A 14,385-nucleotide genomic window follows, 5' to 3' on the forward strand; every position below is an offset into this window, starting at 1 on the left:
CCCGGAATCGGAATCATCATCGCGGCGATAGAGCCGACGACACGCGCGCCGAACGCGCCGAGAAAACTCATAATGGTACGATCCGAAAGATTGACATCGTACACTTTCGCCAGTCGGCTGATCATATATACTTCATTGGCCATCAAAGCGATTCCGCCCAAAAACGGCGTCATCGAAATAACACCCGCGCGCGCGGCGCCCCAGCGGATTAAATTTTCCGCTTCCAGGTCGCGTTCGTCATAAGCGGCCGGCGCTTCCGGCGCCACCGGTTTCGTTTCCACTTGCGGTGCCGGGACATGCGCACCTAATTTTTCCACGTCTTCCTGCGCTTCCGCCGTCGGACGAATGTCTTCATGCTCCGGATTCTTAATTTTTCGTTTGTCTTTTGACATATGATTCACCCCTTCGCAAAAATAATTCTTCTGTCTTTATTGTACCACAATTGCCTCTAACTGACTCCGAAAGCAATACGAAAAACGCACTTTAATGCGATGTTAATCAATCAGTCGGGCATGTGCACGCTCCCGAGAACCTTGCTTTTTTCACATGGTAACGGTCGATCATCGGCGCTCCGCTTCGCCGGATTACCATGCGGTGAGGCCGCCGTCAACGGGAATCCCCGCGCCGGTGATGAAGGACGCGCGCGGCGACAGTAAAAAAGCAATCACTTCCGCCACTTCGTCCGCCGTCGCGATCCGCTGCAAAGGATAATGCGCCGCCATCTCTTCGCGGTCCGCCGGCGTTTGCCATTGCGCTCGGGTCAACGGCGTCTCGGTATCACCGGGCAAAACCGCATTCACCCGCACTCCGTAAACCGCCATTTCGAGGCTCCATGAACGCGTAAAGGCGAGCACCGCTCCCTTTGTCGCCGCATAGAGGGAGGCGGCCACATTCCCGTTGACCGCGGCGTCTGACGCCACCGTAACGACCGCGCCGCGCGTCTCACGCAAGTAAGGAATCGCCGCGCGACAGCAACGAATCGTGCCGTAGACGTTCGTGGCGAAAAGCTCCGCCAACGCGGCTTCCGTTTCCTCACTTAAAAGCGCTTCATGATAAATACCGGCGCTGGTGACCAGCCCGCCGATCGGACCGTACTGCGCCGCCTGCGCAAAAATAGCTTCCGCCCCGTTCGGATCGGCCACATCACCCTGCAAGAATCGGGCCGCGGGAACGCTTGCCAAAGCGGCCGCGCCGCGTTCTGGATCGCGCCCCACTAAAAGAGGGAGAAAACCCGATGCGGCCAAAATTTTCGCCGTGGCAAGACCGATGCCCGAAGTCCCGCCGGTAATCACAACACTTTGCTTCATGCGCCCCAATACCCCCATGCGAGCTTGATGATCAACGCGCCGACAATCAGCAGAAACAACAGCCGCACAAAGCCGTTGCCGCGCACCATCGCCGTGCGCGCGCCGACGTACCCGCCGGCCACCATGCCCAAGGCCATCGCCAAACCGTAACCGAAGTGCACCTGCCCCCAGAGCAGAAAGAACACTAAACTGCCGCAATTGCTGGCCGCATTCAGGCAACGGCTGTTCCCCGCCGCCCGAACAAAATCAAACCCCATGGCGACAAACGCCATCATCATGAAAGATCCGGTGCCCGGACCGATAAAACCGTCATAAAAAGCGCAGCCCGCCGCTGCGAGCGCCGCCGCCACCCAAATATTACGACTCCGCCCGCGATACGTAGATTGGCCGCCCCAATCCTTTTTAAAAAGAACGACCAGAGCGACGATCACCAAGGCACCGATAATCACCGGCTCAAAGGCGAACGCGGCGATTTGCATGATGACGTACGAACCGAGCATCGAGCTCAAAAACGCCAGCGGCAGTAAATATACCACCAGCTTTTTTTCGACCATGCCGCGACGCCAAAACGTGGTGCTTGAAGTCAGAACACCCGCGATCGCGGCCAGTTTATTCGTTCCGAGCGCCACCGTCGGCGGAAGACCCGTCAGCAACATGGCCGGCAATGAAATCAAACCGCCGCCTCCGACCACGCTGTCAATAAAGGCGGAAACAAATCCCGCTGCGATTAATGCCAATAAAAGCAAAATATCTGTGGAAAACAGTTCCATCCGTCATCCTACCAATTGCGAAACATAGACCAATTCAATGCCTTGCGCTTCCAGTTCCGGCACCATTTGACGCACCGCTTCCGCCGTATTCGGGCGACAGTGTCCGATCACCAGCGCCGATCCGTCTCGTTGCGCCATGGCGGCCGCTTGCCGCAAGCGTTCACAAATGGCCGCAATGCTGCTGTCATTATCGATAAATAATTCATTTCTGCGGGTCGCGATCCCCATCTCCCCCGCCAATAAACTGCCGATCGAATCGGACGCTGTGGCGCTGTCGACATAAAAGAGACCGCGATCCCTGAGAATTTGCAATACGGGCAACATGGCGCCGCGCGATGCGGTAAACTTTGAGCCTTGGTGATTATTGACGCCGACCGCTCCCGGCACCTGCGCCAACGCCGCTTCCGTACGGCCGGCAAGATCCGCTGCCGACATCGTTGTCAACAACGTGCCCGCTTCCATACCACTGCCGGAAACCGGTTCCATCGGCAGATGCAACATGATTTCAAAGCCCTGCTCCGCCGCTTGCGCTGCCGCCGCGCCCGTATGCGCCATATTCGGCATCACAGCCAGCGAAAACGGTCGCCCGATCGAAGCGTATACCGCCTGCGACTCCAGATCCGTGCCCGCATCGTCAATCAGGATGGCGAGTTTCACCGTTCCGCCGGCGCGCGGCGCTACTTTCGGTGTTTTCGGCGGCGCGTCAGCCGGCTGTTTGGCGGTTCCTGCGACCTGTTTTTCTTTGACCGGATACACATATAAATGCGCGATAATCATCGTGATTTCGTCCTGTTTCGGACGATCTTTCAGCGTCACTTCATACCGTTCGACGGCGTCTTCATGCCAGGTATCTTTGTGCGCTGCGCTGAGCGTTACTTTCCCCGCCGTATCGGGCAACGCTTCGATCAGCTTCGGCAAATCCAGCGATCGGCTCGGCGTGACGATCAGGTTGCGCGCCGACCAGCGAATACGGCCGCCGGTTTCTTCCCATTTCACTTCTTTTTTGACCGGCGTTTCCCCTTCCACTTTCGCGCCTTCGGCTTCCAATTTCGCTACCAGGCGCGTCGCCAAATTGTCGATGGCCGGACGATAATCGGCAATGCTTTGTGTGACTTGCGGTTTTTGCGGCAACGGCTTGGCCTTTTCCTCGACGACCTGATTCGAGTCATGCATGCCGAAATACCACCACGCTCCGCAAGCGACGACAATAAACAGCAATATCCCCCACAGGGAAAAGCCGCGGCGACGCTGGGTAAACGATCCCTTCGGATGCCGTCTTCCATCGGTACGACGTCTTTTTCTTTGTTGTGCCATAGTAAACTCCATTTCCTCGCGCTAACGCGCGTTGATCTCTTCTTTGCCTTCATTGTAACCGTGAAAACGAAACGCCGCAATAAAAAAGCCCTTGCGATCGCAAAGGCTTTTGCAAAGCAATTTTTACCGATTACGCTTTTAAATGTTTGCTGCCGCGTTCCGTCAGCGGTGTGCCTCCCTGGCAAAGCGGGCAATCTTCCGGCGCGTACGTCTGCACGTCCAGTTTCAAAAGCGCCTGCACCTTTTCGTTCGGCACGCCGAAATCCGCGCGACCGCCCGACCGATCGACCAATAGGCCCACGCCGACAATGTCCGCGCCCGCCGCCTTGACCACGTCGACGACTTCACGCACTGAGCCTCCGGTCGTCACGATATCTTCGACAATCAGCACGCGTTCCCCCGGCGCGAGTTTGAAACCGCGACGCAAGGTCATTTTACCGTGTTCACGCTCCGTAAAAATCGCGCGCGTGCCGAGCGCCTTGCCGACTTCATGCGCGAGCAAAATGCCGCCCGTCATCGGTCCCAAGACCGTATCCACTTTTTGATCCGCGAACCGCGCCGCCAGTTCTTTACACAGCGCTTCCGTATACTTGGGTTGTTGCAGCACGTTAAATTTTTCGACATACAGCGGACTGTGCAATCCCGATGTCAGTAAGAAATGCCCTTCCAAAATGGCTTTCGTTTCCACTAATAATTGACGTACTTCCTCTTCGTTCATTTGCTTTCCTCCATCTCGGCAATAATCGCTTGCGCCGCCGCTTTGGGATCGTCCGCTTGCGTAATCGGCCGGCCGATCACCAGGTACGAAGATCCGGCCGCCAGCGCGTCTTTCGGTGTCATAATGCGTTCCTGATCATCCAGCGACGCAAACGCGGGACGAATGCCCGGCGTCACTAACAGGAAATCCGGTCCGAGTAAAGCGCGTAAACGGGCCGCTTCCTGCGGCGAGCAGACTACTCCGTCAAGCCCCGATTCTTTCGCCAATAGCGCGAGCTTTTCCACATGCGTGACGATCGGCACCGTGCCGCCGATTTCTTCCCAACCCGTTTCGGAAAAACTCGTCAAGGCCGTAATACCCACCAAACGCGGACGCTCGATACCGAGTTCCGCCGCCGTGGTTGCGGCAGAACGCGCCGCCGCCTGCATCATTTCACGGCCGCCCTGCGTATGCACGCTCAGCAAATCCGCTCCCAAGCGCGTTAACGCCGCCACCGCCTGCGCGACAGTATTCGGTATGTCATGCAGTTTTAAATCCAAAAACACATGCTTTTCACGCGTTTTCAAGTAATCCAGAGGCAAGGTTCCCGCGCTGTAGAAAAGTTCCATCCCGACTTTGTAAAACGATACCGCCTCGCCCAAAGTATCGACAAGTGTCTTCATCTCCGCCAAAGACTTCACGTCTAAAGCGGTAATCAAACGCGATCTGCTCATCCTGCCTCCATCATACCCTAAAATAAAAAACTTCTCCCGCCGGGAGAAGTCATCAAAACGATTTATTCTTACCTTGCCGCCGCTCTCTTTTCCGGTCTCCCGTACCGGATTAAAAGACGAGTTTGGGCAAAAAAAGAGGTCGCCGGTAGCGACCTGCTCGGATCAGAGCTGAATACCGAAGTAATTCAGAGCCATCACAACTAAAATTCCCATTGCGCATGTCCTTTCTTTGCTGACCATGGTACCTATCGCTAGGCTCCGTTACCACTGTAAATCATTGTTGTGCAATGGCCTTTAGGAACTCTCCTAAAAGTTAGCTAAAGTATAAAACACGCAATCGGGAATTGCAAGTCTTTTTTACAAAAAATTGAACTTTTTTCACGCCTTTTGTAAACAGTCCTTCACCATATGCCACAAGGCTTAACGGTATTTTTCCAAAAAGGCCCGCAACAGGCTCTTTCAGCCGTCGCGAAAAAGTTAAACACAAAGTTTTTCATAACTTCCAGGAAATTTTATTATGTTCGATTTTGATGCTTTTTCGGCGCGGTGACGAGCACGATATTGCGTCCGTCACGACGCGCTTCGATCGAAAAATCGACGATTTCATCCTTGTAGTAATCAAGCTTGACTTCCAGCAACAATTTCCCTAGACGCTCTTCGAGTTCCGGCGTCAGGAACCCGCGATGAAACGAGTTTCCGGATGTCGATTGATTTGTCGTCGCGCGTGCATCCGCCTGCGTTTGGGATAATCTTGTCGACGGCGTCCGTCTGTCATTTACGCCCGCGGCGCGCAGCATGTCCGCGTCGGTTCTGTCTTTCGGAATTTTATATTTCGCCATGCTACTCCTTCTTCGTTGATTGATCGTTGGCGGTCATGCCTTCGCCTTCCCGCTGCTGAACATAGTTGATGGTGACCTGCGAAAACGGCACCGGTTCGGTGAGTTTGGCGACCGTCGTAAAGCCGACGCCCAAGTACCCGCGCGCCAACTCGATCGCATTGCCCTTGGCATCCACTTTCGCCGCATAAATCGCTTTGCTTTGGTCGACTCCGATCAGGCGATAAAAGCCCAGCGGGGAGATCGTCCGCCAGGAGCTGTCGCTGCCGTTAAACGCGTACATGATGCCTTCATCGGCATCATCATAGAAGAATACGTCTTCATCATAAAACACGCCGATGCGACCGATATTTTCCGCCTGCACATAGATACGGCGCGTATCGTAGTTGGCGTCCGTACGGTAGATGCGATAGCGCTCATCGGCCACTTTCATTTTCATGTACACGGCATTGGTCGCGGTCGAGTACGCCATCGACGTGACCTTCGATCCGGCCGGCACATTTTCAATCGGCGTATCCAGTTCATGATCAGGCGTTTCCGGATTGTACTGCGCGATGATAATGTCATCGGTGCCGGACGCTTCCGGATCAAAAAGCGCCATTAAGATCAGGTTGCGATCCGGCAGCCATTCAAAGAAGGATACTTCGCGCTTTTTCAGATCGATCACCTGAGTATTTTGTTTATCTTGCGCATCATAGACGGTCACGGATGTCGGCGTGACCATCGCCATGTAGCGACGATCATGCGAATAGTACCGGGAGCCGCTGCCTTTCACTTGCCCGAACCGATCCGAATCCGGCTGCTGCTGTTCTTCGGACATGCCGCTGACGTAAAAGCCGGAGTCCGGCGCGAACAGGTATTGGTCCAAGTAAAGATAGGCCGCTCCCTGCAGCAAAATTCCCGCGGCAAACGCGACAAGCCAGGTGGTACGATGGGATTTCACAACATTCCTCATTTCACAATAAACGCGGTCGGAATCATCCGTTCGCCCAAAAGATCGGCCGGCTTATTCACGACTTTGCCATTCAAATAGAGTGTGGAGCTTGAACCGCCGTCCAAGTTGGCGGCAATGTAGGCGCCCTGTTCATACATGATATTTTGCACGTCCGCCAACGACGCGCCGACGGAGTAGCCGACCTGACGACCGTCAATGACGAGAAATAAAACAGTGCCGTCGCGACGTTGACCGATCGCGGTTCGCGGCCCGATGCCCCAGCCGCCGTCACCGTGCGTAATCGTTTTCTGTCCGTTGACGACCAGCGGCGGTCCGAACGTAATTCCTTCGATCACGCCGAGCCGACGAAGCTCCGCTTTATTGTACGTGCCGGCAATCAGGTTGCCGTTATCGGTAAAGCCGATAAAATCGACTTCTTCCTCATCATCGACCTTCTCGCCCAAAAGGTATTTGCCGTCATGCAAAATGAAACCGTAGGGCAAACGTCCCGTGCCCGTGCCGTTGGGATCGTAAAAACCGCCGCCGTTGATCGCGGCCACCGCGTCATTATTGCGGGCGATATTGCTGGTCGTGTCGCCCTTTTCGTTGATATCCGCGGCGGTAGCGACCTGAATCCGTTTCGGGTTCGGGATTTCCAAAAGATATCCGACGAAACGGTCCGATTCAATTTTTTGCAATTTCAGCGTTTTATCTTCACGCACTTTGAAATTGAAAATATCCTGTTCCGGCACCGCCTGAACGCGTCCCAAAATGCGATCCAGTTCCTGCTGATCAAACAGCCAGGTAATGTAGTGCGGATGGCGTGAACGCACAATCGCGCCGACGACCGCCTGCTTCAAATTCGCAAACGGACCGAACAAAACGACAATCGGGCTTGTAATGACGAAAAACAGCAGCGTCACCAGCAGCCACCGTATGCCGATATGATTCCACCAATGTTTCATAGATCTCCTTATAATGAACGGTACTGATCCGTGGTCAGCCGTTCTTCAAAATGTTCCAAATCAACGCGATTACCGATCCAAATCCGACGGACGGTAAGCGGATCATCACCGACATGCGTGCGCCCCGGATCCATGGTCACCGCCAAGGTAATGCCGTTCTCCCGTAAAATACCTTTCAGCGTATCATTGTACAAACCGTACGGGTAACAGAAATACGTATTTTCAATGCCCAAATGCTCCGCCAACGCCTGTTGCGTCAACTCGACTTCTTCCCGCTGCGTCTTGGCCGGAATGTAAGTCATCTGCGGATGCGAAAACGTATGGTTCGCCACCGTCACGCCCGACGCCTGCATTTCTTTGAGCTGTTCCCAAGTGACGCGACCGGATTTGCCGACATCATTGGTAATGACAAAAATCGTCCATGGAAAACCGAATTTTTTCATGACCGGATACACGATTTCATAGTTATCGGCGTAGCCGTCATCAAATGTAATGCAAACGGGTTTTTCCGGCAGCGGCGTGCCGTTACGGATGTACTCATCCAGTTGTTGCAATGTGATCGGGTGGTAGCCGTTATCTTTCAAAAATTGCATTTGCGCCCGAAAATGATCCGGCGCCAACACCGCGTCATTATCCGCAATATCGGCAATCATATGGTACATCAAAACGGATACGCCGTTTTTCACCGGTTCTTCGGCCGACGGAGTCGCTGCTGTCGCGACCGGTTCGGCGTCGTGCGCCGCCGTTTTCGTAACAGGATCATTTTGGCAACCGGCCAGCAACATCATCACCATCAGCATGGTAAGAACCATCCCCCAGCGCCAAATCTTTTTTTGCATCGTATTCTCTCCCACTGCCCGCCGTGTCTATGTACAGATAAAAGTTTACTTTTTACGGGCGAATGTAATTACTCCTTATTTTACTATACAGAGCGCCGCATTTCAAACCGCAGCGCGACAGCCTTCCTATATAAAGGCACAAAAAAAGAGCGTCCTTCAAGACGCTCTTTTTTGATCAACTTTTGAGTTTGGTACCACCGGCGACTTGCAAACGAATCAATGCACGTTGCAAAGCCAATTCGGCACGGTCACGATCGATATCCTTATCTTTGGATTCCAAACGAGACAACGCGCGATCGCGCGCTTTCATCGCTCGCTCGACATCAATATAGTCCGCCGTTTCCGCCACTCGGGAAGTAATCGTAATCACATTGTCTTTGACTTCCATGAAGCCGCCGAATACGGCGATTACGGTTTCCTTGCCGTCTTTTTTAATGCGGATCGGCCAAACTTTCAATGCCGCTACTAACGGGGCATGATCGCGCATGATCCCGAACTCACCGTCAAGTGCGCGTGCGACCACCAAATCGACGCCGTCTTCACTGAAAACAGTACCGTCCGGCGTGATGATGTTGACGCGCATTCCCGCATCATTCGTGGCCATGGGTTATTCCCCTCTCAGCGTTTTTGCTTTTTCGACGGCTTCTTCGATAGTACCTACCATGTAGAATGCGTTTTCCGGCAGATCGTCATGACGACCTTCGAGAATTTCTTTGAAGCCGCGAATGGTATCCGCGAGCGCGACGTATTTACCCGGCGAACCGGTGAACACTTCCGCTACGTGGAACGGTTGACTCAGGAAACGTTGAATTTTACGCGCCCGAGCAACGATCAGACGGTCTTCGTCCGAAAGTTCTTCCATACCGAGAATGGCGATAATATCCTGTAATTCTTTGTAGCGCTGCAGAATTTCCTGAACGCCGCGAGCGACATCGTAATGTTCCTGACCGATAACCAGCGGGTCCAAAATACGGCTGGTCGAATCCAACGGATCCACGGCCGGATAAATACCGAGCTCGGAAATCGCACGGGACAGAACCGTCGTCGCATCCAAGTGCGTAAATACGCCTGCCGGCGCCGGGTCGGTCAAGTCGTCGGCCGGTACATATACCGCCTGAACGGACGTGATCGAACCGTCTTTGGTCGACGTAATACGTTCCTGAAGTTCACCGATATCCGTTGCCAACGTCGGCTGGTAACCGACGGCGGAAGGCATACGGCCCAAGAGTGCGGATACTTCGGAGCCGGCCTGGACAAAGCGGAAAATATTATCAATGAATAAGAGTACGTCCTGGTGTTCTTTATCACGGAAATACTCCGCCATCGTCAAGCCGGTCAAGCCGACACGCATACGCGCTCCCGGCGGTTCGTTCATCTGGCCGTAAACGAGTGCGGCCTTGCTGATAACGCCGGATTCTTTCATTTCGTTCCACAAGTCGTTGCCTTCACGCGTACGTTCGCCGACGCCCGAGAAAATCGAGTAGCCGCCGTGTTCGGTCGCAACGTTGTGGATCAATTCCATGATCAATACCGTCTTGCCGACGCCTGCGCCGCCGAACAAACCGATCTTACCGCCTTTTACGTACGGCGCGATCAAGTCGACGACTTTAATGCCGGTTTCCAAAATATCGGTCGACGGGGACTGATCTTCAAACTTCGGAGCCGGTCGATGAATCGGCCAGTGTTCCTTAGCTTGTACTTCTTCGTCTACTTTGTCGACAGTGCGACCCAAGACGTTAAAAATACGTCCCAAGACACCCTGGCCTACCGGTACCGAAATCGGTGCACCTGTGTCCACCGCCTTCGTGCCGCGGGTCAAACCGTCGGTCGAGCTCATCGCAACGCAGCGGACGACGCCGTCGCCCAAGTGTTGCATAACTTCCGCCACAATATCAACGGGCACCTGACCGTTTTCATCTTTGATTTCAATCGCGTTGTAAACGGCCGGCAACTCTTGATCAGCACGGAAGGCAATGTCGACCACGGCGCCAATGACCTGGATGACTTTTCCTTCTTGTAAATTGCTCATGAAGAGGGCTCTCCTCCTTAATTCGTTGTCTATTATTCGAGTGCATTCGCGCCGCCGACGATTTCCGTGATTTCGTTGGTAATCGCCGCTTGCCGCGCCTTGTTGTAGTGCAATGTCAAATCATCGATGAGATCGGACGCGTTGTCCGTCGCGCTCGTCATCGCTGCCATCCGCGCGCCCAATTCACTGGCGGCGGCTTGCAGAAGCGCATTGTAGATGATTACTTCCAAATATTGCGGCAGCAATACAGAAAATACTTCTTTCGCTTCCGGCAGGAATTCGTAATCGAATTCATCCGCCGGTACATTCTCGTCCACTTCCGGACGAGCGATCGGAAGTACCGTTTGCGCCGTCGGTTTTTGACGCAATGCGGAATAGAAATGCGTGTAGACGACAACCACTTCGTCGACTTCGCCGTCAATAAAGCGTTGCGCCACAAGTTTCGCCAATTCGCGCGCATGGTTATATGTCGGACGATCCGAGAAGCCTTCATACGTATCGCGCAATTCGTAGCCGCGATGCGACAGGTACAGTCTCGGACGGCGACCCGCGGTAACGACCTCATACGTTTCCGCCGCCTTGTCACGCACAATGGCGGTAAATTCTTTCATCAGGTTCGCGGTGTAACCACCGGCCAGGCCTTTATCCGCACCGATCACGAGGTAAGCGGTACGTTGGACCTCACGTTCTTCCAAAAGCGGACTTTCCAAGCTTTCTTCGGAGTTGGCTACAATATGCTGCAGCAATTCCTTAATTTTATCCGCGTACGGACGGGTCCCTAACGCCTTTTCTTCGGCACGACGCAAGCGGGCGGCGGCAACCATCTTCATGGCTTTGGTGATTTGCTGAGTGTTGGTTACGCTGCGAATCCTACGTTTGATTTCGCGTGTGCTGGCCATTCAATCACCCCGCAACCGTATTACTGTTCCGCGCCGCCTTGAACCGTTCTTTATACTCTTCAATCGCTTGTTTCAGAGCTTCTTCGTTGGATTCGTCCAGTTTTTTCTTCGCGACGATGTCACGGCCGATACCCGCATACGTGGTACGCAGGTAGTTCACCAGACCGTGTTCGAACGGAACGACTTCATCCACTTCGAGATCATCCAGGAAACCGTTAACCGCGGCGAAAATCACCATGACCTGTTCTTCGACCGGGTACGGTGTGTACTGCGGCTGTTTGAGGACTTCCGTCATGCGCTGACCGCGATCGATCTGCGCTTTCGTAGCGGCATCCAAGTCCGAACCGAACTGCGCGAAAGCGGCGAGTTCGCGGAACTGTGCCAAGTCCAAACGCAAGGTACCGGCGACCTGTTTCATCGCCTTAATCTGCGCGGAACCGCCGACACGGGATACCGAAAGGCCAACGTTGACCGCCGGACGAACGCCCGAGTAGAAAAGTTCCGTTTCCAGGAAAATCTGACCGTCGGTAATGGAAATGACGTTGGTCGGAATGTACGCACCGACGTCGCCTGCGAGCGTTTCAATGATCGGCAACGCGGTAATCGAACCGCCGCCCATATCATCGGAAAGTTTCGCCGCACGTTCCAAGAGACGGGAGTGTAAGTAGAATACGTCGCCCGGATACGCTTCACGTCCCGGCGGACGACGCAGCAAGAGCGACATCGCACGGTACGCTACCGCGTGTTTGGACAAGTCGTCATATACGCACAGTACGGCTTTGCCCTGGTACATGAAGTGTTCCGCCATGGCAACACCCGCGTACGGAGCAATATACTGCATCGGCGAACCTTCCGATGCGCCGGCGTGAACGATGATCGTGTAATCCATCGCACCCGCTTCCGTCAGTTTATCGACAAGACGAGCGACCGTCGAGTTCTTCTGACCGATGGAAACGTAAATACAAATAACATCCTGTCCCTTTTGGTTCAAGATGGTATCAATCGCTACCGCGGTTTTACCGGTACTGCGGTCGCCGATGATCAACTCACGCTGACCGCGTCCGATCGGAACCATCGAGTCGATGGATTTAATACCGGTCTGTAACGGTTCGTTAACCGACTGCCGATCAGCAATACCCGGCGCAGGAAATTCCACACGACGGTGGTCAGCAGCGGGAATATCCCCTTTGCCGTCCAACGGTTGACCGAGCGCGTTGACAACGCGACCGATCATCGCTTCGCCTACCGGCACCTGCATAACACGACCGGTGCGTTTGACCGTGTCGCCTTCTTTAATCGTTTCGTAGTTGCCCAGCAATACGGCGCCGACGTTCGACTCTTCCAAGTTGAGCGCCATCCCGTATACGCCGTTCGGCAACTCGAGCAGCTCACCGGCCATACACTTGTCAATACCATAGATATGTGCGATACCGTCGCCCACTTCCAATACCGAGCCTACTTCATCGACATTGAGGTCTGCTGTGTAATTTTCGATTTGCTGTTTAATCACCGATGTTATTTCATCCGGTTTAATTTTCATATTGCGTTAGTCACCTCAATCCCATGTTTTTCCGATAGTAGGGTCGTCTTCATTTCGTGTAACTGTCGTTTTAAGGACCCGTCAATGCGCTGGTCGCCGATCGTCACGATCATGCCGCCCAAAATCGACGGATCGATCGTTTTTTCCAGATAAATTTCTTTTCCGGTCAATTCGTTCAGCTCGCGAATCAAGCGGGTTTCTTCTTCGTCAGTCAAGTCCACCGCCAAACGCACCTGCGCTTCGGCAATGTTGCGTTCGACATGCGACAACTCCAGATAGACATCAATAATATCCGGCAGGAGCGCAATTCGGCCGCGGTCAATGACAACACCCAGAAATCGCATGACCATCGGATTCAGATGTTGCGTGAAAATCCGTTCTACGACTTCCTTTTTTGCCTCGCGGGAGATCAACTGATTGCGCAAAAAGTCCGTCAATTCCGGATTTTGCTGCACAATCTCGCCGATTTGTGCGAGTTCCTGCTCAACTTCTTCCAATGTGCCGGTTTCCTTGGCTAATGCCAAGAGCGCCGCCGCATATTTTTTGGCAAGTGCTCGGTTATTTTTCATCTTACCGACCTACTTGCTTTGTGGCCAACTTTTCGATGCAGTCATTAATCAACTTACGATTCATATCCGCATCAAGGTTTTTGGCAATCAGCCGCTCAGCGATCGCTGTAGCGAGCTCTACCACCTCGGCACGCAAATTCTTCACAAGTTCCTCGCGTTCTTCCGCCAATTGACGGGTAGCGAGTGTTTTTTCCTGTTCGATTTGAGCACGTACCGTATCCAGTTGCGCTTGGGCTTGTTCTTCCGCTTCCGCAACGGCTTTATTAACGATTTCCTGCGCTTGCGCGCGTGCCGATTCCAGTTGCGCCTGGTATTCCGCATGCAGTGCTTCCGCCTGTTTCCGGGCTTGTTCCGCGCCGCTTAAATCTGCAGCAATCCGAGCTTTACGAGCATCGAGAGTCCGCATCAGCGGACCGAAACCGAATTTTCCTATGATGGCAACGAGAACGAAAAAGTTGAGGATTTGGATAATCAATGTAAGGTTAAATTCGACCAATGAAATTCCCTCCTCAAAACACTAGATGCCAAATTAGAGCAAGTCAACGAGCGGGTTGGCAAATACCAAAACGAGCGCGATAACCGACGAAATAATCGGAATCGATTCGATCAAGCCGATCGAGATCAGCAAGTTAACCATCAAACGTTGCGCCATTTCCGGCTGACGAGCCATGGCGTCCAATGCGGTCGTAGCCGCTTTCGCGTCAGAGAATGCCGCCGCAACCGAAGCGACGCAAGCGATCAAAGCTGCGCAAATCGCAGAAACAACAAGTACTAAAGCAGTAGATTCCATTATAGTTTCCTCCTAAAATAAAATTCCATTATGTACGTTTCGTACATGCTGAATTAATGGCCACCCTCGCCAATGGCACCGCCCAGGTATGCGGTCACGAGGATCGTAAAAATAAACGCCTGGATCAAACCGATGACTAACGAAACACCGATCCATAAGATA

Annotated in this window: 16 protein-coding genes and 2 pseudogenes; all 18 read right to left on the minus strand. The window is 53.5% G+C overall.

What is annotated here, in order from left to right:
* Positions 1 to 392 (minus strand): annotated as a pseudogene (locus KH813_RS03410) (hypothetical protein); the annotation flags it as partial.
* A 192-nt stretch (positions 393 to 584) separates the two neighbouring features.
* Entirely contained in the window at positions 585 to 1,307 is a 723-nt protein-coding gene (locus tag KH813_RS03415; RefSeq protein WP_303993249.1) for an SDR family NAD(P)-dependent oxidoreductase, read from the minus strand.
* Complete coding sequence (locus KH813_RS03420; protein ID WP_303993253.1) at positions 1,304 to 2,077, minus strand: TSUP family transporter; 774 nt, start codon at positions 2,075 to 2,077, stop codon at positions 1,304 to 1,306. The genes KH813_RS03415 and KH813_RS03420 overlap by 4 nt, the downstream gene beginning before the upstream one ends.
* A 3-nt stretch (positions 2,078 to 2,080) precedes the next feature.
* Positions 2,081 to 3,391 carry a divergent polysaccharide deacetylase family protein gene (locus KH813_RS03425; RefSeq protein ID WP_303993256.1) on the minus strand — a complete coding sequence of 437 codons (1,311 nt, stop codon included), beginning with the start codon at positions 3,389 to 3,391 and terminating at the stop codon, positions 2,081 to 2,083.
* Between the two features lie 130 nt (positions 3,392 to 3,521).
* Positions 3,522 to 4,109, minus strand: a complete 588-nt coding sequence (pyrE, locus tag KH813_RS03430; protein ID WP_303993259.1) for an orotate phosphoribosyltransferase — start codon at positions 4,107 to 4,109, stop codon at positions 3,522 to 3,524.
* Positions 4,106 to 4,822 carry an orotidine-5'-phosphate decarboxylase gene (pyrF, locus tag KH813_RS03435; protein WP_303993262.1) on the minus strand — a complete coding sequence of 239 codons (717 nt, stop codon included), beginning with the start codon at positions 4,820 to 4,822 and terminating at the stop codon, positions 4,106 to 4,108. Before pyrF ends, pyrE begins: the two co-directional genes overlap by 4 nt.
* Positions 4,823 to 5,337: 515 nt before the next feature.
* Positions 5,338 to 5,661 (minus strand): hypothetical protein, encoded by a 324-nt coding sequence (locus KH813_RS03440; RefSeq protein WP_303993265.1) that lies wholly within the window; start codon positions 5,659 to 5,661, stop codon positions 5,338 to 5,340.
* 1 nt (position 5,662) lies between these two features.
* On the minus strand, positions 5,663 to 6,601 hold the full coding sequence (locus KH813_RS03445) for a hypothetical protein (RefSeq protein WP_303993268.1): 939 nt from the start codon (positions 6,599 to 6,601) through the stop codon (positions 5,663 to 5,665).
* An 8-nt stretch (positions 6,602 to 6,609) separates the two neighbouring features.
* Positions 6,610 to 7,557 carry a phosphodiester glycosidase family protein gene (locus tag KH813_RS03450; RefSeq protein WP_034436893.1) on the minus strand — a complete coding sequence of 316 codons (948 nt, stop codon included), beginning with the start codon at positions 7,555 to 7,557 and terminating at the stop codon, positions 6,610 to 6,612.
* Between the two features lie 8 nt (positions 7,558 to 7,565).
* Complete coding sequence (locus KH813_RS03455; RefSeq protein WP_303993272.1) at positions 7,566 to 8,396, minus strand: polysaccharide deacetylase family protein; 831 nt, start codon at positions 8,394 to 8,396, stop codon at positions 7,566 to 7,568.
* Between the two features lie 175 nt (positions 8,397 to 8,571).
* Entirely contained in the window at positions 8,572 to 9,000 is a 429-nt protein-coding gene (locus tag KH813_RS03460; protein ID WP_075939147.1) for a F0F1 ATP synthase subunit epsilon, read from the minus strand.
* Positions 9,001 to 9,003: 3 nt separating this feature from the next.
* Complete coding sequence (gene atpD / locus KH813_RS03465; RefSeq protein ID WP_303993276.1) at positions 9,004 to 10,425, minus strand: F0F1 ATP synthase subunit beta; 1,422 nt, start codon at positions 10,423 to 10,425, stop codon at positions 9,004 to 9,006.
* Between the two features lie 32 nt (positions 10,426 to 10,457).
* The gene (gene atpG, locus KH813_RS03470) at positions 10,458 to 11,324 is read right to left on the minus strand and encodes an ATP synthase F1 subunit gamma (RefSeq protein WP_303993278.1); all 867 of its coding nucleotides are present in this window, start codon (positions 11,322 to 11,324) and stop codon (positions 10,458 to 10,460) included.
* 4 nt (positions 11,325 to 11,328) lie between these two features.
* Positions 11,329 to 12,864 (minus strand): F0F1 ATP synthase subunit alpha, encoded by a 1,536-nt coding sequence (atpA, locus tag KH813_RS03475; protein WP_303993281.1) that lies wholly within the window; start codon positions 12,862 to 12,864, stop codon positions 11,329 to 11,331.
* Positions 12,861 to 13,433 (minus strand): F0F1 ATP synthase subunit delta, encoded by a 573-nt coding sequence (locus KH813_RS03480; RefSeq protein WP_303993284.1) that lies wholly within the window; start codon positions 13,431 to 13,433, stop codon positions 12,861 to 12,863. The genes atpA and KH813_RS03480 overlap by 4 nt, the downstream gene beginning before the upstream one ends.
* A 1-nt stretch (position 13,434) precedes the next feature.
* Positions 13,435 to 13,929 (minus strand): F0F1 ATP synthase subunit B, encoded by a 495-nt coding sequence (atpF, locus tag KH813_RS03485; RefSeq protein WP_075939152.1) that lies wholly within the window; start codon positions 13,927 to 13,929, stop codon positions 13,435 to 13,437.
* 33 nt (positions 13,930 to 13,962) lie between these two features.
* Positions 13,963 to 14,223: an ATP synthase F0 subunit C gene (atpE, locus tag KH813_RS03490; RefSeq protein WP_075939153.1), complete on the minus strand. Its 261-nt coding sequence runs from the start codon at positions 14,221 to 14,223 to the stop codon at positions 13,963 to 13,965.
* A 53-nt stretch (positions 14,224 to 14,276) separates the two neighbouring features.
* A pseudogene (locus KH813_RS03495) lies at positions 14,277 to 14,385 on the minus strand (F0F1 ATP synthase subunit A); the annotation flags it as partial.

It is taken from the genome of Negativicoccus succinicivorans (assembly GCF_018373335.1).
Taxonomy (GTDB): Bacteria; Bacillota; Negativicutes; order Veillonellales; family Negativicoccaceae; genus Negativicoccus; species Negativicoccus succinicivorans_A.